Annotated in this window: 22 protein-coding genes; 2 read left to right on the forward strand and 20 right to left on the reverse strand. The window is 47.1% G+C overall.

All coding sequences use genetic code 11. The annotated features are described in order from the left end of the window. Nucleotides 1–2: 2 nt before the first annotated feature. The 18 genes from BJL95_RS04185 to BJL95_RS04265 all read right to left on the reverse strand — a co-directional run bounded on the left by BJL95_RS04185 (nucleotide 3) and on the right by BJL95_RS04265 (nucleotide 20,062). Nucleotides 3–1,082, reverse strand: coding sequence for a nucleotidyltransferase family protein (locus BJL95_RS04185; RefSeq protein WP_083385631.1), 1,080 nt, complete (start codon nucleotides 1,080–1,082; stop codon nucleotides 3–5). Beyond that, a complete protein-coding gene (locus BJL95_RS04190; RefSeq protein ID WP_217631660.1) occupies nucleotides 1,079–1,933 on the reverse strand; it encodes an HprK-related kinase A in 855 nt (284 codons plus the stop codon). The genes BJL95_RS04185 and BJL95_RS04190 overlap by 4 nt, the downstream gene beginning before the upstream one ends. Before the next feature lie 53 nt (nucleotides 1,934–1,986). Next, on the reverse strand, nucleotides 1,987–2,226 hold the full coding sequence (locus BJL95_RS04195) for a hypothetical protein (protein ID WP_071155738.1): 240 nt from the start codon (nucleotides 2,224–2,226) through the stop codon (nucleotides 1,987–1,989). 53 nt (nucleotides 2,227–2,279) lie between these two features. Then, nucleotides 2,280–3,116: a hypothetical protein gene (locus BJL95_RS04200; protein ID WP_071155740.1), complete on the reverse strand. Its 837-nt coding sequence runs from the start codon at nucleotides 3,114–3,116 to the stop codon at nucleotides 2,280–2,282. 93 nt (nucleotides 3,117–3,209) lie between these two features. Continuing rightward, the gene (locus tag BJL95_RS04205) at nucleotides 3,210–5,099 is read right to left on the reverse strand and encodes an XrtA/PEP-CTERM system amidotransferase (RefSeq protein ID WP_071155742.1); all 1,890 of its coding nucleotides are present in this window, start codon (nucleotides 5,097–5,099) and stop codon (nucleotides 3,210–3,212) included. 21 nt (nucleotides 5,100–5,120) lie between these two features. Next, a complete protein-coding gene (locus BJL95_RS04210) occupies nucleotides 5,121–6,254 on the reverse strand; it encodes a TIGR03088 family PEP-CTERM/XrtA system glycosyltransferase (protein WP_071155841.1) in 1,134 nt (377 codons plus the stop codon). A gap of 8 nt (nucleotides 6,255–6,262) precedes the next feature. After that, the gene (locus tag BJL95_RS04215; RefSeq protein WP_071155744.1) at nucleotides 6,263–7,453 is read right to left on the reverse strand and encodes a TIGR03087 family PEP-CTERM/XrtA system glycosyltransferase; all 1,191 of its coding nucleotides are present in this window, start codon (nucleotides 7,451–7,453) and stop codon (nucleotides 6,263–6,265) included. Nucleotides 7,454–7,456: 3 nt separating this feature from the next. After that, complete coding sequence (locus tag BJL95_RS04220) at nucleotides 7,457–8,533, reverse strand: FemAB family XrtA/PEP-CTERM system-associated protein (protein ID WP_254786677.1); 1,077 nt, start codon at nucleotides 8,531–8,533, stop codon at nucleotides 7,457–7,459. Continuing rightward, entirely contained in the window at nucleotides 8,473–9,342 is an 870-nt protein-coding gene (locus BJL95_RS04225) for an XrtA system polysaccharide deacetylase (RefSeq protein WP_071155749.1), read from the reverse strand. Before BJL95_RS04225 ends, BJL95_RS04220 begins: the two co-directional genes overlap by 61 nt. Before the next feature lie 8 nt (nucleotides 9,343–9,350). Then, nucleotides 9,351–10,469 carry a non-hydrolyzing UDP-N-acetylglucosamine 2-epimerase gene (wecB, locus tag BJL95_RS04230; protein WP_071155751.1) on the reverse strand — a complete coding sequence of 373 codons (1,119 nt, stop codon included), beginning with the start codon at nucleotides 10,467–10,469 and terminating at the stop codon, nucleotides 9,351–9,353. A gap of 3 nt (nucleotides 10,470–10,472) precedes the next feature. Continuing rightward, complete coding sequence (locus BJL95_RS04235; protein WP_071155753.1) at nucleotides 10,473–11,507, reverse strand: XrtA/PEP-CTERM system-associated ATPase; 1,035 nt, start codon at nucleotides 11,505–11,507, stop codon at nucleotides 10,473–10,475. Nucleotides 11,508–11,521: 14 nt separating this feature from the next. Further along, nucleotides 11,522–13,174, reverse strand: a complete 1,653-nt coding sequence (locus tag BJL95_RS23610) for a TIGR03016 family PEP-CTERM system-associated outer membrane protein (RefSeq protein ID WP_083385633.1) — start codon at nucleotides 13,172–13,174, stop codon at nucleotides 11,522–11,524. Beyond that, on the reverse strand, nucleotides 13,161–14,054 hold the full coding sequence (locus BJL95_RS04240) for an XrtA-associated tyrosine autokinase (protein ID WP_071155755.1): 894 nt from the start codon (nucleotides 14,052–14,054) through the stop codon (nucleotides 13,161–13,163). Before BJL95_RS04240 ends, BJL95_RS23610 begins: the two co-directional genes overlap by 14 nt. A gap of 24 nt (nucleotides 14,055–14,078) precedes the next feature. Continuing rightward, on the reverse strand, nucleotides 14,079–15,620 hold the full coding sequence (locus BJL95_RS04245; protein ID WP_071155757.1) for an XrtA system polysaccharide chain length determinant: 1,542 nt from the start codon (nucleotides 15,618–15,620) through the stop codon (nucleotides 14,079–14,081). Nucleotides 15,621–15,667: 47 nt separating this feature from the next. Next, nucleotides 15,668–16,336, reverse strand: a complete 669-nt coding sequence (locus BJL95_RS04250) for a polysaccharide biosynthesis/export family protein (RefSeq protein ID WP_064023853.1) — start codon at nucleotides 16,334–16,336, stop codon at nucleotides 15,668–15,670. 21 nt (nucleotides 16,337–16,357) lie between these two features. After that, complete coding sequence (locus BJL95_RS04255) at nucleotides 16,358–18,727, reverse strand: tetratricopeptide repeat protein (RefSeq protein ID WP_254786679.1); 2,370 nt, start codon at nucleotides 18,725–18,727, stop codon at nucleotides 16,358–16,360. Nucleotides 18,728–18,815: 88 nt separating this feature from the next. Continuing rightward, nucleotides 18,816–19,556: a PEP-CTERM/exosortase system-associated acyltransferase gene (locus tag BJL95_RS04260; protein ID WP_254786680.1), complete on the reverse strand. Its 741-nt coding sequence runs from the start codon at nucleotides 19,554–19,556 to the stop codon at nucleotides 18,816–18,818. Between the two features lie 32 nt (nucleotides 19,557–19,588). Next, nucleotides 19,589–20,062, reverse strand: coding sequence for a Crp/Fnr family transcriptional regulator (locus BJL95_RS04265; RefSeq protein ID WP_071155761.1), 474 nt, complete (start codon nucleotides 20,060–20,062; stop codon nucleotides 19,589–19,591). Nucleotides 20,063–20,157: 95 nt separating this feature from the next. On the opposite strand from BJL95_RS04265, the gene prsK reads away from it, so the two are divergent. Both prsK and prsR read left to right on the forward strand, forming a co-directional pair. After that, on the forward strand, nucleotides 20,158–22,248 hold the full coding sequence (gene prsK / locus BJL95_RS04270; RefSeq protein ID WP_071155763.1) for an XrtA/PEP-CTERM system histidine kinase PrsK: 2,091 nt from the start codon (nucleotides 20,158–20,160) through the stop codon (nucleotides 22,246–22,248). Then, the gene (prsR, locus tag BJL95_RS04275) at nucleotides 22,241–23,608 is read left to right on the forward strand and encodes a PEP-CTERM-box response regulator transcription factor (RefSeq protein ID WP_064026795.1); all 1,368 of its coding nucleotides are present in this window, start codon (nucleotides 22,241–22,243) and stop codon (nucleotides 23,606–23,608) included. The genes prsK and prsR overlap by 8 nt, the downstream gene beginning before the upstream one ends. Nucleotides 23,609–23,667: 59 nt before the next feature. On the opposite strand, the gene fae is transcribed toward prsR, so the two are convergent. Both fae and BJL95_RS04285 read right to left on the reverse strand, forming a co-directional pair. Further along, complete coding sequence (fae, locus tag BJL95_RS04280; protein WP_064026793.1) at nucleotides 23,668–24,219, reverse strand: formaldehyde-activating enzyme; 552 nt, start codon at nucleotides 24,217–24,219, stop codon at nucleotides 23,668–23,670. An 88-nt stretch (nucleotides 24,220–24,307) separates the two neighbouring features. Further along, nucleotides 24,308–24,748, reverse strand: a complete 441-nt coding sequence (locus BJL95_RS04285; protein WP_071155765.1) for an ankyrin repeat domain-containing protein — start codon at nucleotides 24,746–24,748, stop codon at nucleotides 24,308–24,310. Nucleotide 24,749: the final 1 nt, after the last annotated feature.

Genomic DNA, 24,749 nt, shown 5'->3' on the forward strand with positions numbered 1-24,749 from the left:
AATTAGTGCTTCTCTTTGCCGGTCAGACGCATCCAGGCCTTGATAGTCAGATGGGGCAATAGCAAATACCACGGCATTTTTAACCAATGCGCCCGCAAAAATAATACGTTACGGGCCAAACCTGTCCAGCGGTCGGTGCAACTTGGATGGACCGGCATCAGCGCGCGAATGAACAAAAAATCCATCACCGCGAGAATTGCCTTGGCGGGCGTCACTTGTTGAAGTTGCCGGGCCAATTCGTCCGACAGCGGTGTACCGAGTATTGTAGTCGAGTAACGCAATGCGTAAAGGACTGGCCTTGCCAGACCCAATTCGGATGAACGTGAAATCAATCTGACCTGCTGTTCGCCCAAACCGCGAATCAGCGCATCTAAATCGACCAAGTCCCGCAAGCCGTGCTCCAATTCACCGTCGTAAAACAAATGAACCGCGCTGTGTATCACTTGATCGACAGGAGATAATACCGCTAGTCCATCGAATTTATCCAATGCGCGCGCATCGGCTAGCAGTAATCCGGCATCGGGACAATCCTTACACGTTATCGGCAGGATGTTGTGGTGTAGATCGATGACGCTGCCCCTGGACAGGTGTCTGATTGGTGGAATTTCATGCATCCAGCGCCGGTAATAACGTTCGTTGTAAACGCCGTTTTGCCCGCCCATCCAACCATGAATCATCAAACGCTTCTCGGCGGAGCCTATTTTTTCGCGGGGAACCAGTAAATCAATATCTGAAAAGACCCTACCTCTCGCGGCGGGGTGTTCAGTCACTGCATACGCCGCGCCCTTCAACAAGACAAAAGGAAACTCTAACTGTCGAGCCACTTTTTGCAACTGGCGAATTTCCCAAAATAGGTCGTTGCTTTGTTTTTCGGAAAAACATTTTGCGGAGATTAAATGCCGACGCGCGGCTTCCGGAATTTCATCCAGTCCGCCACGGCTCTCCACCCAGTGAACCAGCTTCGCCAGTAGCATCGATGCACGTGCCTGCCTGACTAATAATCCCCATTCGGGTAAGGACAACTCGGCATGAGACACCTGATCGTTGATCACCTTGACCAACAAGGGCCATTCAAAACTCATTCGGCGCTCTTAAGTTGGTCGAAAATTTGAACGGCATCGTCTAGGCAGCTGTAACGCAACTGGTAACAGCTTGCCCGGTCCAATACATTACGCAAGGCGTAAAATCCCGCGTAGCCTAACCGACTAAAATTAAACGCGTTATCCGCTACATCAATAAACGTTAACGATTTTGCCTTTGGCGCAAACTCGGTCGCGGAGCCAGCTTCATATTTTGGAAATATGATCCACGCAATCGGACAAGACTCGCTCTGCCGACTGACGCTGGTTTCGGGTGGCTTAAGATGGCAAACAGTGCCCTTCGATGTATCCGTTGACAATGGCCCGAACACAAGGCCAGGATAGCGCTTGGCGACGATGTCAATGGATTGATTCTTCAAGCTGACGGGACGGGGAAAGGGGTGTACTCGGAACGTCACTGGATCAACCAGAGTCAATTCGTCCGATAGTAATCGCCAACCTTCTTGAATCAACGTGGCGGTCAAAGTACTTTTTCCGGATCCCGGCGGCGCCGGTAACACAGCCGCCCAGCCATTTTTCTCTATGACAGCAGCATGGATTATCAAAAAAGTATTAATTTGACTAGATACACACCAATTCATCCCCCATTCGATCAAAGCCGGGGCATGTTGTAGCGGTAAAGGATTGAAGGGCGCGTAGCCATCAAAACGAAATTCAGCGCTTTTACTTATCGAGCTGAACCAATTATGTCCAGAAGCAACCGATACGGGGAAATCAACGAACACACTACTATCAAAAACTTCAAAATCGGCATACAAAATCGAAAGACTTTGCGCCACTGAAGCCAATTTAGTCGTGATAGCAAAGCAAAACTGACCAAGTTGCAAATTCAAACCGCTATTTCGCAGTCGGCTATTAACCTCCTGGAACGGCAAATGCTGTAATCTCAATTTACCGGCTCAATTAATTCTTTTCGCAACAAAACCTGTATCAGACTTTCTAAATACCCAGCTTTGTCGCGCGATTTATCCGATAAGTCGAAATTTCCGATGATGTCTTCAAGCATCGTTTGATCAAATGGCGTAGGCTGAAAACATCGCTGAATCAGCTCTAACGGCATCGCCTCAAACAAAAACGTAGTACCGGAGTTGCGATGATAAATCACGACCCCATCACCCCAATCCACGCAATAGACTTCTCCAACTACTCGCCAGAGCATAAAACCAGAAGACTGTTCTCTTACGCCGTGCAACCGTCAGAGATCAAGTGATGGCAAAAGTCAATAATATCCTGGGCTGAACAATCTACTGCACCAACTTTATACTTACCTCCGGTCTTTACCGCCTGAAAACAAGCTTGGACATCCGACAGCGAGCTTCCAACCACATGTTTGCCATCACAAGCGTTAACAAACAACCAAGCCATACAGTTATCCAACCCTATATCAGTCCCTTGATCCAGCTCTTTTATACAATCGTTTAACGTTTTGTTGGCATTGGTGGTAGGCCCTAACGCAGTATCACTGAAGATATAATATCCGTAGGTGGCCTCGTTACGCTTAAGAGTCGCATAGTCATTCTGGCCGTTGGATCGCAATTCACTCTTCGTTTTCGGCGCTTGAGTGCTTTTAGTCCACACCGCATTTAAGTTCCATTGCCCCTTTTGAGTGTCGTTCCGGTTTGAGGTCCAAGAGTTTGGCGCCGTTCTATCTCGTCGACACCCAGATCCCCCTTCCAAAGTTCCACCCGTCTCGTGTTTACTCGAGTGAGGCTTACATTTGCTTAAAGGCCACTGACTCGGGTTGTCGCAATAATGCTTCGGGGGACGCGGCCCCGGATTAGTCACAATATTACCGGAGTACGCAGTTCTATTCGGACCTATTGAATGAAACCCAGAAATGGTACATTCGTCAACGCCACCAGTACCCCCTCCCCATGCAGGACGATTAGCCAAAGTTAGGATGACAGGAACCGCAACGCCAGCTTTAGCAAACTTTCTTCTAGATTTATCAATTACTTGCTTGCCCTCTTGCAGTTGACCGTTCTCGATCAGGCTATCATCTTCTTCGAATCGCATATTACACCGCCACTTAGAAAAACTTGAATTGGTTCACACTCTAGCAAATCAATTAATTAATGTCTATTGCCCGCTCGTACAAGTTAACCAGCGTCAAAACCCGGCATTTCTAAGAAACGCCTCGAACATTAACAGCGACCAAATCGCAGCGCTGTAATCTCGCAAACCTGCCTGGTGTTGGGTCACCATATGCTCCAAGTAAGTGCGATTAAACCAACCCGTTTGACCAAGCGTATTACCCAACAAGGCCTCCCGTACGCGTTCTTTCAAAGGCCCTCGGAACCAACCGCTCAAAGGCACGGCAAACCCCATTTTAGGTCGATACAGAATATCGTTCGGAAGATGAGACTCCAGTGACTTTTTAAACAAATATTTGCCTTCTCGACCATTGAGCTTATAAGACGGCGGCAATGTCGCCATCCATTCCACCAGTTTGTAGTCCAACAACGGAACCCTGACTTCCAAGGCGTGAGCCATGCTTGCCCTGTCGACTTTAGTCAGGATGTCACCGGCTAAGTAAGTCTTCAGATCCAGATATTGAACCATAGACAGAGGATCGCTCGGTGCTTTTTCCCGATATCGATGAAATACCTCGATTGCGCCGTAACCTTGCAATTCCGCCCTTAGCTGCTCGCTAAATAATTGCTGACGCATGCCATTAGACAGCACCGACACGCTATGAAAATAGCCCGCCATAGAATCTCGGCCTATCGACTCCAACGTGGTTTTTGCTCTAAATACCTTCGGTGCCCAGTCGAGTTTTGGGTAGACCCGACCTAAGGTCGAAAACAAAGGCATCCGCAAACCGTCCGGCAATAAAGAACGCATTCTCTCCTCGTAGGTATGCCAGCGATAGCGCCGATAACCCGCTAAATTTTCGTCGCCGCCATCCCCGGACAACACCACGGTCACTTGTTTTTTGGCTAACTCGCAAACCCGATAAGTGGGTAATGCGGAACTGTCGGCATAGGGTTCGTCATACAAACCGGATAAGCAATCAATCAGACTGAAATCATCGGGATCGACTTGTTCGACCCGATGAGCAGTGTGATATCGACCGGCAACTTGAGCCGCGAATTGCGATTCGTTGAATTTTGGATCGCCGAACGAAATCGAGCAAGTGTTAACCGGATCGTCGGACAAACCGGCCATTAAAGCCACGACCGCGCTGGAATCAACGCCGCCCGACAGGAAGGCTCCCAAAGGCACGTCAGCCATCATCCGGATTTTAACAGCCTCCCGTAACCGTTCGATCAACTCTTCACCAGCAGCATCCATGCTAGAGAAATTACCCGGATCGAAAGTCACATCCCAATATTGACGAGGCTTAATCCGTTCGTCTCCGCGCCGAATCGCCAAACTATACCCCGGCTCCAGCTTATAGACATCCCGATAAATTGTTTTAGGGTCTGGCACGTAACCGAAACCGAAATAGTCCTCGACCGCCGTCGGATCAATCCGAGTTGGCAGCAGCGGATGCTGCTTAAGCGCCTTCAACTCGGAACCGAATATGAAATGTCCGTTAGCCAATAGTGAGTAGTACAATGGCTTGACACCCAATCGATCACGCGCAAGGAACAAGGTTTGTTGTGGTCTGTCCCACAACGCAAACGCAAACATACCCCGTAGTCGGTCCACGCAAGCTTCTCCCCACGCTTGCCAAGCGTAGAGTATTACCTCGGTATCGCAGTGAGTTCTGAAGCTGTAGCCCAAGGCTTCCAACTCGCCGCGCAACTCGGGAAAGTTGTATACCTCGCCATTGTAGGTTAGGACGACATTTCTATCCGCGCTGTGCATCGGTTGCTGACCACTGGACAAGTCGATGATCGACAAACGACGATGCCCAAAGCCCAAGCCGGGCTCACTATGCAGACCGCCCTCGTCCGGTCCACGATGAAACTGGGATTCGTTCATTTTCGACAACAATCCGCGGTCAATTTCCCCGCTGCCTTGCATATCGAATATCCCCACGATGCCACACATATTATTATTCTCCGGCGCTATTTATCGCTCGTCATAAACCCGTTGGTAGCGAGACACCATATTATCGATCGAAAACTCCTGGCGGATGCGCTCCAATCCGGCCGCCCCAAAACGGCGACGCTTGTCGGAATCGGCAACCCACTCCGCTAGCACCCTTGCCATAGCCTCCGGATTTTCCTTTTCGACCAGCATCCCTGTCTCTCCGTCCGAGATCAGCTCGGGATTGCCTCCAACCATCGTCGCCAACACTGGAAGCCCGGTTGCCATCGCTTCCAGTATAGTATTGGATATACCTTCGGCCTTGGATGGCAACACAAAAATATCCAGGCAACGCAAAATATCGGGGATGTCGTCACGATCACCAGACATCCAAGCTTGGTCTAGCAATCCGGCATCCGTCAATAGGCCAGCACCCTCTGCTCGTAAAGGCCCATCGCCTATCAACCAAAGCCGAGTCACTCCAGCAAAGCCCGGATACGTTTGGCAAGCATGAATGTACGCCCTAACCAGTGTCAATTGATCCTTTACTCCATGCATACGCCCCACCGTGCCTATGACGACTTTCCCGGACAAAAGCATATCGCAATGCATTGGAGCCGCCCGATCGCAATCGCGAGGATAAAACCGGTTTGTGTCAACACCGTTACAAATGCGAGTGATTTTAGCTGCCGGAATTTTGACCTTTTCCTGCAAATAATCCTGCAAATGTTTGGACAATGGAATGAATCGATGAATGATTAGCCCCAACGCTCGACGCAAGCGCTGATACTTTAGGTTATTGCCGTCAGGATCAAACACGTCCCAGCCGTGTTCCCCGTGAACCCGGTAGGGTATTCGAGCCAACCAGGCGCAAACCTGATATTCGATAGCCCCTAGATTTCGGGTATGCACAACCGCAGGCTTCCAAGCCTTAAACAACTTATAAACCTTATAAAACGACGCCCAGTCCTGCCCCGGTTTCTTATGTAACTGGTGGACGACGACATCGGACCGGTCGATACGCTGGGTAAAATCTGTCGCATCGGCCAAACAAATGATGGCATGCCGATAACGTTCTTTCGGCATTTTGTTAATGATATTAACTAAGCCATTTTCCAAACCGCCGATGCCGAGACGGTAAATGATATGCACAACCAAAGGCACCGCTTCGTCCATCGTCAACCTTAACCTGCGAGCAAAGTCAAAAGCTTATCGGCATTCGCGGACCAGCCAAACGCACGTTCGACAAACCGACGGTTGTCTTCGGCGTAAACAGTAGGTTGTTGCAGGTAAGACACAACCCTTTCGGCAAACTCATTTGGTTCATCGGCGACGGCGACCTGCAACTCTTGACCAGCAGATATCCCTTCCATCGCCGCCGACGTTGCGACCACGGGCTTAGCCATCGCCATGGCTTCCAAAACCTTGTTCTGTATGCCTCGAGCAATACGTAACGGTGCCACGATCAAACGGGCGTGAACAATATATGGTCGCACGTCGTCGACTTTGCCGGTAACGATCACTGCCGAGTCGTTTTCCGATAACTGCAGCACTTCCTTGGCAGGCTTGGAACCGACTATGTAAAACTTAGCATGCGGGCATTGTCGCTTGATCTCCGGGAACACACTCTCGGCAAACCACTTGACCGCATCGACGTTTGCCCAATAATCCATGGCACCTGTAAATACGATGGGGGATTGTCCGCTCGGAAACGGCGAATCACCAGCCACTTTCGGATCAAAACGATCAGTATCGACACCGTTATTTACGAAATCGATCTTGTCTTTCGCGATCGGCGCCAGGGTCTTAAACAACGCGGCTTCCTGTTCCGAAACAAATATCGTCTTCGCCGCCCGACTGGCAATTTGTGTCTCATAACGTAACAAAGTCCGAGCTTCGCGCCGATAGATCCAAGCCGCCGGCCAGCTTTTACTGCGAGCATATTGACTCCACTTGTCGGAGTCGACATCGACGAAATCCGCGACGACCCTTAACTCGGGGTAACGCTCGACGTACTGAGCCATAGGCGACGAGAAAATCAGCGCGCGGTCTATACCCTCGGTACTTATGACCTGATCAACCCAACGACGCAATGCCTTATCTCGATAATACGGCAGACTCAAGGCCTCGCCGCTGAATAGGCCGCGCGCACTTTTAAGCTTATTGAGGCCGGGCGACAATTCCACACAACATACATCCCTGCAATAAGGCTTGAGCGCTTCAATATATTGGCGGTCTTCAGGATCATCCACAAAAGTGCCGAGGAATATCTCGTACCGTTTGGCTAGCGCTCGCAGAAAATGAAACGAGCGAATTTTGTCACCCTTGTTGGGGGGAAACGGAATCCGATGAATCAGGTATAGCAGTTTAGGCACGAATTATCCCAAATCCTTGGCCAGCCATGGTCCCACAACCTGACTGACTGGCAGCGGCAGCTTCTTCCAGGCTGCAATAAATAATCGATACTTGGGATTCAACGGATTAATGTCCGGAATCTGCTTCGCCTTCACCAAATCGATTTCGTAGTACAGCGGCTCGGGCTCAAAGCCCCAGTGCTTCTTGAAGCGATAAGAGCCGGTATCGATCTTGCTGCGCCCGTAATCGAACACGCGACAGCCTCTATCCACCGCCCGCTGCATGACCTCCCAATACATGAAATCGTTAGCTTTTAAGTCTCGAGCAGCCTCGGTGCCGCCGCCGTAATAAGGCAAAACTTCATCCTTGAAATAAAAATTCATCACGCTAGCCACTAAACGACCTTCGTGCTCGATCGATAATATCTCGCAATCGTTACCGAAAGCCTCTTTTAGTACTTTAAAATAATGCCTCGGAAACACGGGAGTCCCCAAGTTTCTGACGCTTTCGGAATACGCTTGAAACAATCGATCCACATCATTATCTACTACACCGACTAAACCCGCTTTGATGCCCGCTCTCACCATCGCTCGCTGTTTTCTGGGAATCGCGTTCAGGTTTTTTTCGTGGTCGGAATCGAGCGTTTTGCGAAATGTTACGTACAACGCTTTATGCGGCCAATCGCGATGCGTTTGAACACGATTTCTCATTTCAAGGCAATCAACGTTCAAAGTTCTGGCCAATTGTTTGCCTTGCGCCTGTAACGCACGGAAAGCCTCGTCGTTACTGGCGACAATGCCGCCGTATACGCAAAAGGCATTCGAAACCAGCGTGTTTCCAAACAGTAAACTGTTGATGTGCGTCAGCGGTAGAATGCCGGTAATTTCGCCGTCCTGCTCGGCATAATAGTAATAAGTATCGTGACCGAAGGCAGCGGCAATAACGCGTTGCCACGCAGACAAGTGGAAAAAGGTCGAGTCGGCCGCAGCCATCACATAAGCATCCCAACGCTGGGCTTGCGATGGTTCAAGTAATTTGATCATGGCGGTGTTGTGGGTTTCACGGATTCCGATAAGAATACCTTTTGCATGGTATTCCATTCAAAGTCGCTCAACAGCCTTTCCAAGCGGCCAGCGACCTTATCTAGATTCAAATAGTGGCGAAACCGAGCCTTCGCTGGCAAATTGGCCTGCCGAGGCTGCTCTGGATCGATCTCCCAAGGATGGAAATAAAAAATTCCCGACTGCATTTCGGTATCATTGAGACGCTGATAGGCCCATTTCGACACGGCATAGGGATACAAGCGGAAAAAGCCGCCGCCGCCGCAGGGCCAATTACGGTCGAATATGCGCAACGTGGTTATCGGAATTTCCAACAAGTCTGGCGCATTGTCGGGCCGATAGGCAAATCGCGGCGCGCCGGGCATTCCGTACAAATCGTGCCTGACGGGATAGATACTGGAACTGTAAATAAAACCCTCATCCTGTAATATTTCCAAGGCCCAAAGATTATTTGCGCCTATCGAATAACTCGCCGCCCGATAACCGATGACCACTTGTCCGGCTAAGTCTTCCAGAATTTGCTTGCTAACCCGAATGTCTTCCCGAAATTGCTCCGGAGACTGCTGGGTGACCCGAATGTGTCGATAGCCGTGACAAGCCAGTTCGTGACCATCCTGCACAACGCGGCGTATTAAATTGGGATAGCGTTCCGCGACCCATCCCAATGTAAAAAAGGTAGCTTTTACTTTATACGCATCGAATAAATCCAGAATCCGTTGGGTATTGGCTTCGACCCGATGCGGCAGATCATCCCAATCGGAACTAGAAATATAGGGTTCAAACGCGGACACTTGGAAGTAATCTTCCACATCCACCGTCATGGCGTTAACGATGCGTTGAGGCTTCATATACCCACTTAGAAATAACGCTGCAACAAACGCTCGACAATCCGTGTCGCCGCGTTACCGTCCCAATACTCCGGAATCCGCCCCCTTTTACCGCCGCTGTCTAATATCTCGTGGACGCAGGCCTTAATTTTTTCCGCATCGGTACCGACAATCGTATTCGTACCGTCGGTAACCGTTATCGGCCTCTCTGTATTTTCTCGCAACGTGACGCACGGAACCCCCAGGGCGGTAGTTTCCTCCTGTAGCCCCCCCGAATCTGTCAGAACCACTCGCGCTGCCCGCATCAGTCCCAGCATTTCCAAATAGCTAACTGGCGGCAACAGAGAAACACGTTCAGTTGAGAATTCGTTGAGCAAACCAGCGTGGGCAATTTTTTGCTGTGTCCTAGGATGCACAGGGAAAATTACGGGAAGCCTCTTACTAATTTCACCGACGGTTTTGATCAAACGCACCAGTGTATCGGGATCGTCGACATTGGACGGACGGTGCAAGGTAAGCAACGCGTAGCCTTCTTCCTTTATCGCTAGAGAACTCCCATAGGTCGCTAGCGTCAGATCGGGCGTCACAGCTTGCTGACAATTCGCTAACAGCGTATCGATCATCACGTTGCCAACAAAGCACACCCGCCCTTCATCGATACCTTCTCGCTCCAAGTTATGGAGAGCGCCGCGCTCGGTCGTAAACAGCAGATCTGAAATTTGATCGGTTAAAATTCGGTTGATTTCTTCCGGCATATCCCGATCGAAACTCCTCAGCCCAGCCTCAACATGTATCAAAGGGATGCTTTTCTTAACCGCAACCAGCCCACATGCGATTGTCGAGTTGACGTCACCGACCACCAATACCGCGAAAGGCGACACCTCATCCAACACCGGCTCGAATCGCAGCATCGTGTTAGCGGTTTGAACAGCATGACTGCCAGATCCAACCCCTAGATCTCGATCAGGCTCGGGGATCCCTAATTGTTGGAAAAACGTGTCTTTCATCGCTTGATCGTAGTGCTGCCCGGTGTGCACCAAATAGGGAACTATCGGCTGACCTACCGCTTTCAAAGCTTTAATAATTGGCGCCATCTTCATAAAGTTTGGGCGCGCGCCGACGACGCAAACAAGCACATTCGATTTCATGAACTATTCCGAACTAGAGGTGTCGTCGTAGACCGGATCCATGTCCAGTTGTAGCAAAATCGCCTTCCTAAGTAGCGCTCTTTCCTTATTGATGGTGCTGCGAAGATTAGTAACCAAATCTTCCAACCGCCCTATTCGCGTTTCCAAATCCATATCTTCACTGTTACGAGAATGGGTCGAGTGTAACGGCAAATCCTCTGGACGCGATTCATCTCCACCTTCCAATAACATTTCTTCCTTAACCTCAATGATAACCCGGTTAACCGACTGCTCATCAATAAGACCGAGTTCTTCCAAATAACCGAAAAGCATCAATCGATCACACAAAGTGTTAATCCGACGCGGAATACCTCCGGTGAATTGGTGGATAGCCTCGAAAACACCGACACCGAACTCTGGCTTGCCTTGCCAACCAGCGGTTTGTAATCTAAACAAAATATATTCTCTAGTTTCCTCGACATCTAAGGGATCAAGTTGAAACGTAGAAACAATGCGCTGCTTAAGTTGCTCCATATCGGCCGAATATATGGTGCGCTTCAACTCAGTTTGGCCTATCAAAAACACCTGAAAAACAGGGTGACCATTCACATCTAAATTTGTCAACATCCTAAGCTCTTCAAGGGACTGCTTAGGCAAATTCTGCGCCTCATCAACGATCAACAAAAGACGTCGACCTTCACGCGCCTTTTCGACGATAAAACGTTCAAAACCAGTCAATAAACTAGCTTTATCACTTAACGTAAATTTAAATCCAAACGTGGATGCGGCCATCCGCAAGGTATCTTCAGGCCCAACCTGAGAGGTCATCATTACCCCAATGAGCAATTTGTCCTTGTTCAGATTCTTAATCAAACTCTTAACCAGCATTGTCTTGCCAGTACCAGGCGATCCAATCACTAGAACAAAACCCTCTCCCTGAGTTAGCCCGTAGTGCATGTATGCCAAAGCCCGCTTATGAACTGTACTTTGAAAAAAGAAGTCCGGATCCGCGCTTAATTGAAAAGGCTTTTGGTTAAGGTTATAAAATCCGTCGTACATATTGAGTAGGCAAATTAAAATCGCACAGCAAAATTGGCGGTAGCCCTATTTTCGGTATAATCGAATCCGAAAGAGCTATCTGAATTCTGTTCTATGTGCCTAAACTCCAACTTTGTGTTCATCAATAATGGCCGCCCCAAATTTATGGGAACGGAGCGAGTTAAACCCAATGCTACATCGTAACGTGTATTACTTGCTGCGGAACCAACCGAATGTTGCCAGGAGGGCTGAAGATAAAAACTTAATCGAGGCACAAAACTCCATTGCCACCCCCCGGAAATTCCATAAGCCGAATCTTCTCCCACTCTCAGCTCATAGCTTCTTCTTTCATTAAAAGCAGTGGCATTGAAGCGACTTTTACCGGTCTGATACGCCAAATTTACGCTAGCACGCTTTCTAACAATTACGTCATCAACCAAATCAAAAGGATTTAATACTAATTGAGAGTTATTATAATTAGGACCTTTTATTACGTTACCCGACCCATCTAACGCTAAAAAACCCTGACTAATAAGGTCTTGAAGATCCGTCACACCCGTCAAATTGCCAGAAGCATCTCGCAAGAAGAAGCCTTGCTCTACTAGAAGTTGTTGAAGAGTGGTCGTATCTTGAGAATAACTAAACCCCAAGCTAAATCTCTGCACTCGATAGTTTAAATTAGCATCCCACGAGCTTCCTGTATTTAGCCCGACATCCTTATTACGGTAAGTAATTGCCGAACTAAAATTAGAAGACGGATTAAAAGTCATAGTGACATGCTTATTGTTACCGACTCCGACTTCCAATGAATACCATAAACTCGGACTCCACCGCCCGCCAATGGTATAAAAAAAACCATTGTTAATACTGTTCGCCGCTAGAGTTCGGTAACTATTATCCGAAAAGCCTGCCTGACCAAACACATTAAACTTCCGGTTAAAATAATACCGAGCATTACCACTATACTCCTCAAATCGAACATCTTGTCCAGAATTTCTATTTTGCTCGCGCGAAGAATAGTTCATTCCCCAAGTAACCGAGCTGAACTCGCTACCACTGGTCAATCTCGCTTCTTTAAAAAAACTATCGGAATCTGATATCAGATTTTGAACGAGCGGAGAAACCAATGCCGAGTCACCATTATCGAATGAAGAACGACTGTAACCGACTTTAAATAAACCGTTGGCAAATCGCCCGAACCGTGGTGTCCAATATGGGGAAATATTGAAATTTTTTGCCTCGGTTCGACTACCGTTACCTGAGATATTATCAGTCGCAACAAAAGCATTACTAATATTTTGCTGACTGATAGAACTACTGGTTTCAACAAACAATCTGTTTCTAATAATCTGATAACGAGAACTCATCTGTAACTGATGATTAAAGTCTACGCTATCCGAACCTTGAGCATTATACAAACCCTGCAACCGGTAGTTCAGATTAAAACTGCTGAGCGCGGAAGACCCAAATAGCGATATTCCAGGACTAATATCGGTAACAAAACCACTTTTCTTTGCATTTTCAGACAAATTCAAATTATCTGAAAATATTTCGCTGATCGACATGCTAGGTGTAGCACGCCACTCCAAAGCGACCACATAGCGCGAGTGAAATATACTGATACAAACCAAAAACGCAATGTACCGAAGCCTTAACCTATTAAAACAATGGGCTTTACTGCTGTCCATACTTACCGTAACTGTAATTATGGCCGTATATATCTATCTCACGCCTAGTCTTATTCAGAAGAGTCATTACAACATCACAATTACTCAGCTTTGAAACCGCTTCGTTAACGACACTTTGTGGGGTAATTTCGGCAGCAATCACCAAAACAACCTGTCCCACCAGCTCAGCCAAAATCTGAGCTTGCGTAGCCACTAGCAAGGGCGGGGAATCGAAAATCACAATCCTGTCTTTATATCTACGACTGATTTCCTCCGCAAAAAGATACATCCTTTGACTTGACAGCAGCTCCGTAGAGTATTTATGGCGTTTGCCAGCAGTAATCAAGCTAAGATTTGGCAGATCTGTTTTTAACAGAATATCAGAAAATGTTATTCTATCGTCCTCCAAGTATTCAATCAGCCCCAATGGGCTTTGAACACCCAATTCCTTGGCAATACTGGGCTTTTCCACATCAGCATCAATCAACAGAACCTTTTTATCTCGTTCATTCGCCAAACTAAGAGCCAGATTAATTGATATAAAAGTCTTTCCTTCACTTGGCAAACTACTACATATGAGAATCAAATTTGGACGACTAATGCCGTTACCATCCCCTCCTTGTACATTATTTACCAAAGGACGCTTAATAACACGAAACTCCTCTGCCAATTGTGACTTAGCATCATTGTTATCAATATAACCTTTCTCCGCCAATCCCTTCCAATCAAGGTTAACCTGCCGCTCGGAAAATTGACCACTGACTGACTCGGCCAATGCTAATTCTTCGGAGTTTATTAAAATAGCAGGGCTGGAAGCACTCCCTTTTGGCAAAACTTGATCATCATCTAAAACCAAGCCCTGCTTTCCGGCTTTCTTGAGCGCATTTTCAATAATGCTCATAAAGTTACCTATAAATTATTCGAACTATTTTAATAGCTCGAATATCATTATTCCAAGATAGCTTGAAATAAAAATCAAAAACGTAGCAATCAACACCCAGTCGACGTTATTGGACTGATTTATACCTTGAGAAGTTAAGGAAACACTCCCCAAAGAAGGCAACCCCGTCACCAAACGAACCTGTCTGGCTGACATAAATACCGGCCGAATAAAATATATCAAAAAGGCCACTCCGAAGCCCACCACCACAGACACTACTAAAACCAAAGAGTAAAACAATTTCCTATTAGGGAAGCTAGGCTTGTCAGGCTTGCTAGGAGGATCGGCGATTTTAAATTTGAGCCTAGAAGTCTGATCATCAACACGCTCTGTAATATGAGCTTGCTCACGCCGCTCTAATAACTCGGAGTACTTATGACTGATAGTCTCATAATCACGATTCAAATTTTTCATTTCAGTTTCAATTGTAAGACGCTCATTTAGACCCTCTTGCAACTTATTAATTCTAGACTGAATCGAGTCTACAAGCGACTGGTTGGAAGCAACCTCGGCAGCTGCGTTATCCAAACCCATTTTTAAAGCTTGAACATAGGGGTTTGCCATCTTATCAGCCCCTAAAGCAACTCCTCCCACCGCCGGCTCCTCAACTGGAGCTTTTGCTGCCTTTGCCTCTTCCTCCTGTTTCTTGAGTTGTTCAACTAGCTTATCGATTTCAAGTATCTCTGGATGCCTTTCAGTGTATTTCAGGAGCAGTTCTGTTCGTTTATCTTTTAAGGATTCGATTCTCGCATTATCAGCGGAAACCTCTTGACTAGCCGTAGGCATACCCCAATCCTCATCCGAGTCTTGAACATCAACCACCTGTTCCGCTAGTACGCTTTTTCGTGAAAGCGCCTGCTGTAAAGCCGTATTCGCTTCTTGCAATTGCTCCTTCAACTTTTGCAGCATTTGGAATTGATCGGACTCATTTAGCAAATCTAAATTTACTCTCTTGAATTCCTCCTTAGCCTTTTCAGCGTCTTGCAACCGTATTTCGTAATCACGAATTTGTTGTTCAATAAACCGCTGAGCATCACTTGCATCAGCCATCGCCTTACCTTCAGTTTGCTCTGAAAAGACGGTCAAAACAGCCTGAACGACGCTTTTAGCAACCTCGGGATCCTGAGAAGTGTATGCGATATCGAAGATATCCCCTCGCCCACCAGTTATCGTTATATCTTTTTTAAGATTTTCAATGAGCTCGGTAGCAGCTGCAGATTCGTTTTCAGAGCGCGACAATTGAGACAACTCAATGATTTTCTCCAAATTTGGCCGAGTAAACATAAGTTGCTGAATAATGCGAATTAACGCCGAGATGTCCGGCTCTACCACCATCCCTCGCATTAAAGGGCGAATTACCGTAGCCGAATCGATATGGACCTTCGCCTTTGACTCGAATTTATCCGGCATAAAAAAAACGTATGCCCAAGCGACTAAAGAAACAAACAAAGCAAGTATGATTGCCAGACGCTTATACTTCAATGTCCCTTTCAAATAAAAATATACTTCTGAAAGTTCTTGTTGCATATCAAACAGCCATGACTAAGTAAGAAAAATCAAACGTTTCTAGGGACTTAAAAATAAGCATCCGGGATTATTAATATGTCACCAGGCATCATCAAAACATTAGCGGATAAATCTGCATCATCAATCAGGTCGTCAATTCTAACCCCGTAAGATTTCAACTCTCCATTGAAGTTACGAATGACAGTAGATCTATTACCATCGGCATATTGGTTAAGTCCGATTTGGATAACAACATCCAGTAAACTCATTCCTCGCTCGTAGGGAATTGTTTTCCCTTGGTATCGCCCAATACCTCCACCTGTTCCGCCGCCCCCTCCACCAGATCCACTGCCGCCAGAAGAACCTCCACCGATTCTGCCGATCACTCGAATTTGTTGGGTATTGACTCCCTTAAAACCCGAAACCATGACGACTACTTGCGGGCTTTTCACATAGGTCGCCAGAACTTTCTCAATTTCTCTTGCAAGTTCGAACGGAGTTTTACCGTTAGCCAACAACTCCTCAACTAAAGGAACTGTGATTTTACCATCAGGCCTGACAACCGCAGAAGTCGACAACTCAGGGTTACCCCAAACAAAAATATTAACGCTATCCCCAGGTCCAACTTGATATGTATAATCAGACGCTTGCTGAACGTCCTCCAACATTGGCTGAGAACATCCAGCATTGAGAAATAGCAAAACAGCAAATCCAACAGTATTGAAAAACCTATTCATTTCAGCGCCCGATAATTTCCATTATTTATGTTCTAGTTCACTCAAAATCTTTCTCGCGTCGCTTTGCCCAGCAAACTCACGCCCTAATTTCTCGGACAGAGCAATAGCTTGCTTCAATTCGGATATTGCTGTCGCTTTGTTTCCAACTTTTGCGTGAGCAACCCCTAGATGATATCTTAGCTCTGGCATCTTGGGTTCCTTCAACACCAATTGTCCGAGCAGTTGCAATCCGAGATCGGTTTTTCCGATTTTAACCAAAGACCACGCGTACGTATCTTTAAAATAAGTATTTTCAACATCTTTTAACCTTTCAGCGAGTTGAGCCCCCTTATCCACTTCCTCAGAGTTAGGTGACTCAATCAGAAGAGCCGCCAGGTTATTCACTACCATCATAGAGTCGGGAAATTTCTCCAATAACTTACTATAAAGTCGCTTAGCGCTTGCAAAATCCCTGAGCTGCTCAAAAACAGCCCCTAGCGACATCGACAACTGAATGCTATCCGGATTGGCTTCCAACCCTCTTAAGAGAATATCTTTGGCAATTGCAATGTCCTTGTGTAACGAGGCTTCGATTCTTGCCAAGGATTGATACAATGGCACAGCATTCGGAAATCGCTTCAGTTGTTCGTTTATAAAATTTTTAGCTTTAGCCGAGTCGTTGTTCGCAACATAAAAGTCAGACAAAACACTCGCAATAGCAATATTACCTAAATGTTTCGAATAGTGATCCTCTAAAAAATCTTGCGCTTTTCTAGGTTCGTTTATTGCAGCATAGACCTTAACCAAGTTTATCATCGAGTTGAGATGATCGGGAGACTCAATCAACACAGACTTATATAACTCAGCTGCGGATTGAAATTGTTTTTTCCCCTGCATTACCGTTGCCTGTAAATAGAGCGGAATTACTTTATTTTTAGAAAGCAGTGCAACACGCTGAACAACCTCTTGCGCTTCGTCTAATCGCCCTTCCGACACATCTGCTTCTACCATGGCAATCAGAAATAGGATTTGGTTTGGTTTGGCTTTAATCGCTTTTTCTAAATAGTGCCTAGCAGTATCTCTCTGCCCCGCTTTCATATAGTCTTCATACACCGGAAAAAATGCTGCAGCATTGGCTGGATTAATATCAAGAGCCAATTTTAAATTCCGATCCGCCTGCTTTCGATCATTTTTCATCGCGTATGCTTGACCAAGCAATTGATACGCGGAGTCAGCATCCTTTTTTTCCCAAACCAATTTATTTAAAAACTCCAAGGCATCATCAACTTTATTTTCAGAAAGCAATAACCTACCGCGTAATAACTTCGCTTCGTAGAAATCTGGTTTTACGGTTAATACTTCGGTCAAGGCTTTATCTACCTCGTCATAGCGCTTATCTCCTAGCGCCATCTCAGCTATCACAGTTTTTGCAGCTAACCCTAGATCGCTATTTTTTTCCACTGACAGCACGTCTTTCAATCCATTTACACCGGCGTCCCTAAACCCGGAAGCGATCATCCATTTGGATAACTCAAAGACTGTGTTTTGGTCGTTTTTTGCTGCGCTGGACAATGCAGAGTATTCGGAAACAACTCTGTCTTTTGCTTTTGCATTTAAAAACTCTAGCAAAACGACTTTTGGTTCTATTTTATCTTTAGAAGCCTCAACAACCTGCCTAAGAACATTTTCAGCCTTATCAAGCTTTCCTGTCATAGAATACATTGATGCCAGGGTTACCTTGAAATTATCGACATCTGGGTACAACGTCACTAAGGACTCATATTCGGCAACCACTTTCTCAATATCATTGCGAGCGGAGTAAGCTTTAATTCGTAACAACCTGAGCGGCAAATTTTCAGGCTTTATGGCTAGGGCTTTTTCAATTAATGACAATACTGAATCAACTTCCCCTCGTTCGAATGCTAGGGCAGCGCTCAGGGAGATTGCCTCCGGATTTTCCGGCGCGGATTTTAATACAGAGTCGACAATATCGCTTGCTTCCTTATATTTCCCCTCGCGGATGAACGAAGAGGCAAGCAAAATCTGCCCATCAATCTCTGCCGGCTCTTTTTGTAATACATAATTCGCTTGCTCTCTCGCCTTATCCACCTCACCAAATATTAAACTTATTTTCCCAAGCTTTAATCTCGCTGGAATCATATCCGGAGCCAGCTCAATAGCTTTGGACAAATTTTGCCTCATCGATTTTAAGTTATTTTTCTTTTCATCTACGAGAGCCATATAATAATAAGTATCAGCATTACCTGCTTGACTCTGATTAGCGCTTTTAAACTCTAAGAAAGCGGTGTCTATCTCTCCTTTATCAAACAACTCCTTGCCTTTTTGAAAATGCTCTTTCGCGGCTTCTTCCGGGGATTGACACCCTACTGAAACTAAAATGAGAGTGGCCAAACATAACGATCTAATTGTTAGCACTCTTGCCGACGGAAAACCCACTTTTATCTCCAAAAATTTCAACATTATCTAGAAGATTAAAAAATCACTTGTAAATATTTGCTCTTATCCATTGGTACAGCTCCTTTAATTCGGGATGCATATTTTCCAACGCTGACTGAGTCGTTATAAAATAAGGAGCGCGAATACCGTGATAGTCAATGTCTTTGCCGACTCTTTGAAAATGAATACCGGACTTCCCCATCATTCTTGGCAAGAACGGCTCCATCATCGCGAATACGTTGGTCTTTTCGACCATCTCAGTCAATACCGTGGCGGCAAAAAAACACGCCACCGCAATTGAGGAAAATGTTCGTTGTTCCTGCGGCGAAAACTGGAAGCCATTTATTTCACCAAATCGTGTCAAGGTTTCACCACTCCGACGTCTGAACGCGCCATCTACAGCCAATCTTGAAATTTCGCAGACAGAGTGTCGATCTAACTTCATAGCGTCAATCATTTCAACATTGAGGCTTTCACTACAATAGCGTTCGAACGGCAACGGAGACGTCATTCTATCGCCATCCGCAGGCACTAACCTTACACATCCGGCCGGCATGCCGCTCTCCTTGTGAGTAATTAGACAATGTAACGAAGACTTATCGTAATCGTCCATTTCCATCTGATCCGGGAAATGATCAGTCGATTCATATTTGAACTCTTCACAATAAACACGATATCTAATTCTGTAGACCAAATCCTTTTGCTCTGCCTGATCCGCAAGCGCAACCGAAAAAAATCGACTGAAACTTTCTGCAACAGATACCTTGTTTCCAGGCTCCATCATTTCCTCTCGTTTAAAAGCGCGATCCGTCACGCTTAAAGATACTTGTCGATGTCATGCGCCTTAATTCCCCATACCAAAAGATGTTCTATTCTTTCATTTGCTAAGGTTAAACGATTGGACATACTTTGAAACAACGCCTTGAGAAAAAGGTACCCCTGAACAGGGTGGTCATCCAAATAGACGCTTAGCATATCGCTACGCACTTCCAGCAAGGAAATATCCGTCAACGCGACGACCGATGCCGTGCGCTCCCTCGGCCCATACAAACAAACATCCCCGAAAACCGCGCCTTCAGGCAAATCGCACAAACCAGGCGAAATGCGGCGATTTTCGTCAAGCTCCGCCCCGCCTAGCACTCGAACTGTCCCACTCTCGAGATAAAAAAGGGAGTTACCCTCGTCACCTTTTCGAATGATCGTTTCACCGGCTTTCTCGTCAAACCTACGCCAAGCGATGCCTTCTTGAAATTTGGAATCCGCTAGCAAGTCGTGGATTATTTGTTTCATGTCGCCGTCTGTCTAAGCCTAGCTACCTATGCACAAGCATAAGACCCATTCAATGCAAAACATACCACCAAAATATCGACGTATAATCATATAATATGGAAAACTACATCTATGTCAGCTACCTGAGCGCCACCGTCGCTTACGCACTACTGCTCGGCTACTCTATTCTGAGGAAACCAAAGCACCTTCCCTTTATGTTTGCGGCACTTTCATCCTTATTATGGTGCGCACGAACCACTATAACAACATCGAATAGCTATTATTTTTATGCCGATACCCTTAGCTATGAAACGGTCCGCAATTTCGCGTGGTTCGTCCTCTTAGGTTCTCTACTATTCCAACAACGACACCAACGCACCTTATCTCTATTGAGGTCTAAAACAGCGCGGCTTGCGTCGCTTTTGACCCTCTTCATCCTTAGTATAGAGAGTTTTCCAGATTACCAAGACTTCCTGAGAGAGTCTTTCGATTTCGATCCCAGATTTGTAGCGCATGTAGTGTTCGCGGTATTCGGTCTGATCCTAGTGGAGCAACTGTATCGTAGCACACCGCTGAAGCAACGCTGGAACATAAAATTCTTATGTGTCAGCTTAGGTGCATTGTTTGCGGTTGACCTCCTACTTTTTAGCAAATCATTGCTGTTCAAGCAGTTAGATTTTTCACTTTGGCAGTCCAGAGGCATCATTAACGCGATTTTGACGCCCTTCTTAGCCATTACGTTGCCTCGTCTTCAATTTCCGGACTCGAACACCGAGCTTACCGTTCCCAGAAAATCGGTTTTTCACTCCACCATTCTGTTTGGATGCGGTATCTACCTGATTTTAATGTCATTTGCTGGATTTTATATTAAGCACGCCAACGAAAAATGGGGAGAAACCGCTCAAACACTGTTCATTTTTCTTGCCATTATTCTTCTGATTATTCCATTTACTTCAGGAAAAATGCGCGCGCTGTTCAAGATCTACTTCAGCAAGCATTTTTTTCACTACAGCTACGACTATCGTGAAGAATGGTTGAAAATTTCCAAATCCCTGGCGAAACTGGAATCCATAGAGGAACTAAAGCTTTTTATTATCAACACCTTAACCGATCTTGTTGAAAGCGCTGGCGGCGGGTTGTGGCTAAAAAACGACCAAGGCCAATTTTTTCTTGCTGCGGAACAAAATTTGAAGCTAACGCCACAGGAATTGGAATATTTGCACCATTTGGAAGATCTGCCCGAGTACCTTACCAACAAACAATGGGTCATTGATTTTTTTGAACTGGCTCACGCCCCTGAAGTATACGATGATATCGATCTGTCGCCCTGGTGCTACGAGGACAGTCAGGTCTGGCTGATCGTTCCGCTGTTTCACATGAACAAATTGGAGGCATTCGCGGTTTTAACGCAAGCCCGCGTGCCAAGAAAGCTCGATTGGGAAGACCATGACCTACTGAAGACCGTTGGCATGCAACTAGCCAACGCTCTGGCGTTGAGTCGCGCTAGCGAAGAGCTGGTTAGCAGTCGCCAATTTGAAACCTATCACCGTTTGTCGGCTTATCTAGTTCACGATCTTAAGAATGTCGGCGCTCAGATTGGTTTGATTGTAAAAAATGCAGCCAAACACAAACATAATCCGGCGTTTTTTGACGACACTATCGACACCCTCAACAATGTTTCCGACAAAATTCAGCACATCGTCGAGCAACTTAAACAAGGCGAAAACCAAGTCAGCTCAGTCGTTTTGGTAGATTTGGTCGACGTTATTCGCCGGATAATCGCCAGTAACATAAACCCAATTCCGGTGATTCTAAGTACGACTCTGACCGAGTGCCTGGTAAAAACCGACCAAATCAAGGTCTCTAACGTGTTAGCGAATCTGATTCAAAATGCTCAAGATGCTTCTAACGGCAAGGGCGACAAAGTAGAGCTTGAATTAACCAAAGACCCTGACTATGCTGTGATAAAAATTATTGATAACGGTAGCGGAATGGATCAGCGATTTATCGCTGAACGACTCTTCAAACCATTCGACACCACCAAAGGGAATGCCGGCATGGGCATTGGGGCGTACGAAGCGCGCGATTATGTTTTAAAAAGCGGAGGCCAGCTTCAAGTTGACAGCACGCCCGGAATCGGCACCACGTTTACGATTTACCTACCATTAGCAAAGCGGGTTTCCGCTCAACCAGGGCATAATGACTGAATCCAAACTTCTACTGATCGTCGAAGACGATCCAGGCTTGCAAAAACAACTGAAATGGAGTCTAGAGCAGTACGAAATAGTACTGGCAAGCAATCGCGACGAAGCGATCGCGGCTTTGCGCCGCCATACCCCTAGCGTCGTTACTCTCGACCTTGGTTTGCCACCAGACCCCACCAATGCGAGCGAAGGCATCGCCACGCTACAGGAAATGTTGGCACTAGCGCCCTCGACCAAAATCATCGTCGTGACCGGAAACGACGATCGAAACAACGCGATTCAAGCCGTTGCGTTAGGCGCTTACGATTTTTATCAAAAACCGATAGACCCCGACGTGCTCGGACTGATAATCGAACGAGCTTTTCAACTAGACGCGCTGGAGCGCGGTTATCAGGAACTGAAACAACAAAAACCACTGCACGGAATCATCGCCACTAGCCCGCAAATGCAATCGGTGTTGCGGATGGTGGAAAAAGTGGCACCGACGCAAGCAACCGTACTCTTGCTGGGCGAAAGCGGCACCGGTAAGGAAGTCTTGGCGAGGACGGTGCATAGACTCAGCGCGCGCGCCGACCAACCGTTCGTCGCAGTGAATTGTGCCGCGATTCCGGAAACGCTGTTGGAAAGCGAATTGTTCGGGTACGAAAAAGGCGCATTCACCGGCGCGGTCGCTCAAACCAAGGGTAAAATTGAATACGCACAGGGCGGGACTTTTTTTCTCGACGAAATCGGCGACCTGCCGTTCGCTTTGCAGGCCAAACTTTTGCGATTCATACAGGAGCGGGTCATTGAACGACTCGGCGGCCGGAAGGAAATCCCGGTAGACGTCCGCATTATCTGCGCCACCCACCGTCATCTACCCGATTTAATCGAACAAGGTCAGTTCCGTAGCGATTTGTATTACCGCCTTAGCGAAATTGCAGTCGACATTCCGCCGTTGCGTAAGCGAGAAGGCGACATTATCGCTATCGCCACCGCCTTGCTGCAACGCTACTGTCGCGAAAACAGCCGGAAGGAAAAGCATTTCTCGCAGGACGCGGCACAAGCGCTCGAAGCCTACCTTTGGCCGGGAAATATTCGGGAGATGGAAAACAAAATCAAACGCGCGGTGATTTTGTCGGACAGCAATTTCGTCACCGCCGAGGAACTACAACTCGGATCGACAACCGACAAGTCCATGCCCCTAAATCTGAAAGCGGTCAGAGAGGCGGCTGAAACCGTCGCGATCAACCGTGCACTGTCCTATACCGACCATAACGTTTCCGAGGCAGCGAAACTGTTGGGCGTCACTCGGCCCACGCTGTACGGATTGTTCGAAAAATACGGAATTCCGATCTCGGCCCGCAACCAGAGCGACGACTAGCCTCCTAAGGCAAGCGATTCCGAGCGGCATGTTGCAGCGCGGAATCGTTCGATAGGCTGTTACCACTGCGATTCGCCGGTCTCCGGATCGTACATTTCATGAAACACCTTATGCCGGTTAGCTATCAGCTCATCAATACTGGGAGAATTACTCATCGCGCGCTGAATAGCCAATTTCATCGCCTCGTAATTCGTACGGTACAAATCCTTACGGTCGAGATTGGGGTTGGTTGCGCAAGAGGGATCTATCCAAATCATCGCGACGATACACAGTTCATTGGCTTGCAACCGAGGAATGACGCCATCCGCGACACTGTCGATCACAGCGTCGGCAACTGCGGACTGCACCGGTCCGCCAAATAAATTAACGTAAGCGGAAGACTTGATCGTCACCTTAGGTACCATAATCGTCGCCGGCCGCACTTGCTGGTTTGTCGCCCTGATGGCGAACATCCGGGTATGGCCTTCGGTCTGGCCCATCAAATTGGCGAAAGCATGGCCGGCCGGACCTTTGACGTCGCCGAGCAGTATTTCCGGCATTGCGTCGGTACCTTGGCCTTCGCTCGAAAATACGGTGGCTTCGCCGGTTCTAAACCAATATGAATCTGACATGGTGAGTCCTTGATCGTAATTGCGAAAGCCGGCATTCTATGCCGCTCGCAACCACCCGGCAATAGCCGACAGCAAGGAATCAGGAGTCCTAGCGCTTACGTAACAATTGCAGACACTGACGGTTGGCCGCCAAATCCAATGCGCTAAAGTCGTCGTCGGTGGTCAGACGCGGATTGGCGCCAGCGTCGAGCAATTGAGCAACCACGGCGTGTTTGCCGGCCGATGCCGCGTAGATCAATGCGCTGGAACCGCTAGGATTTTGATAATCGATGGCGATACCGGCTTGCAACAGCAACGCAATACACTCCGCCGATTCAGCAAAACAGGCAGCCCACAACGCGTTATTGCCGTAGGCATCCAAAACAGTCAAATCAGCGCCGCTTTCAAGCAAATACACCACCACATCCGCTCGACCGTGTCGAGCCGCCAAGATCAAAGCCTGCTCTCCCCGCCCGTTAACCGGTGCGGCAGGCGGAATCGTAAAGCCGTTTTGAGCCAGCCATTCAGTGATTTCGGTATTCGGACTCATC

This window comes from Methylomonas sp. LWB, from assembly GCF_001856095.1.
Taxonomy (GTDB): domain Bacteria; phylum Pseudomonadota; class Gammaproteobacteria; order Methylococcales; family Methylomonadaceae; genus Methylomonas; species Methylomonas koyamae_A.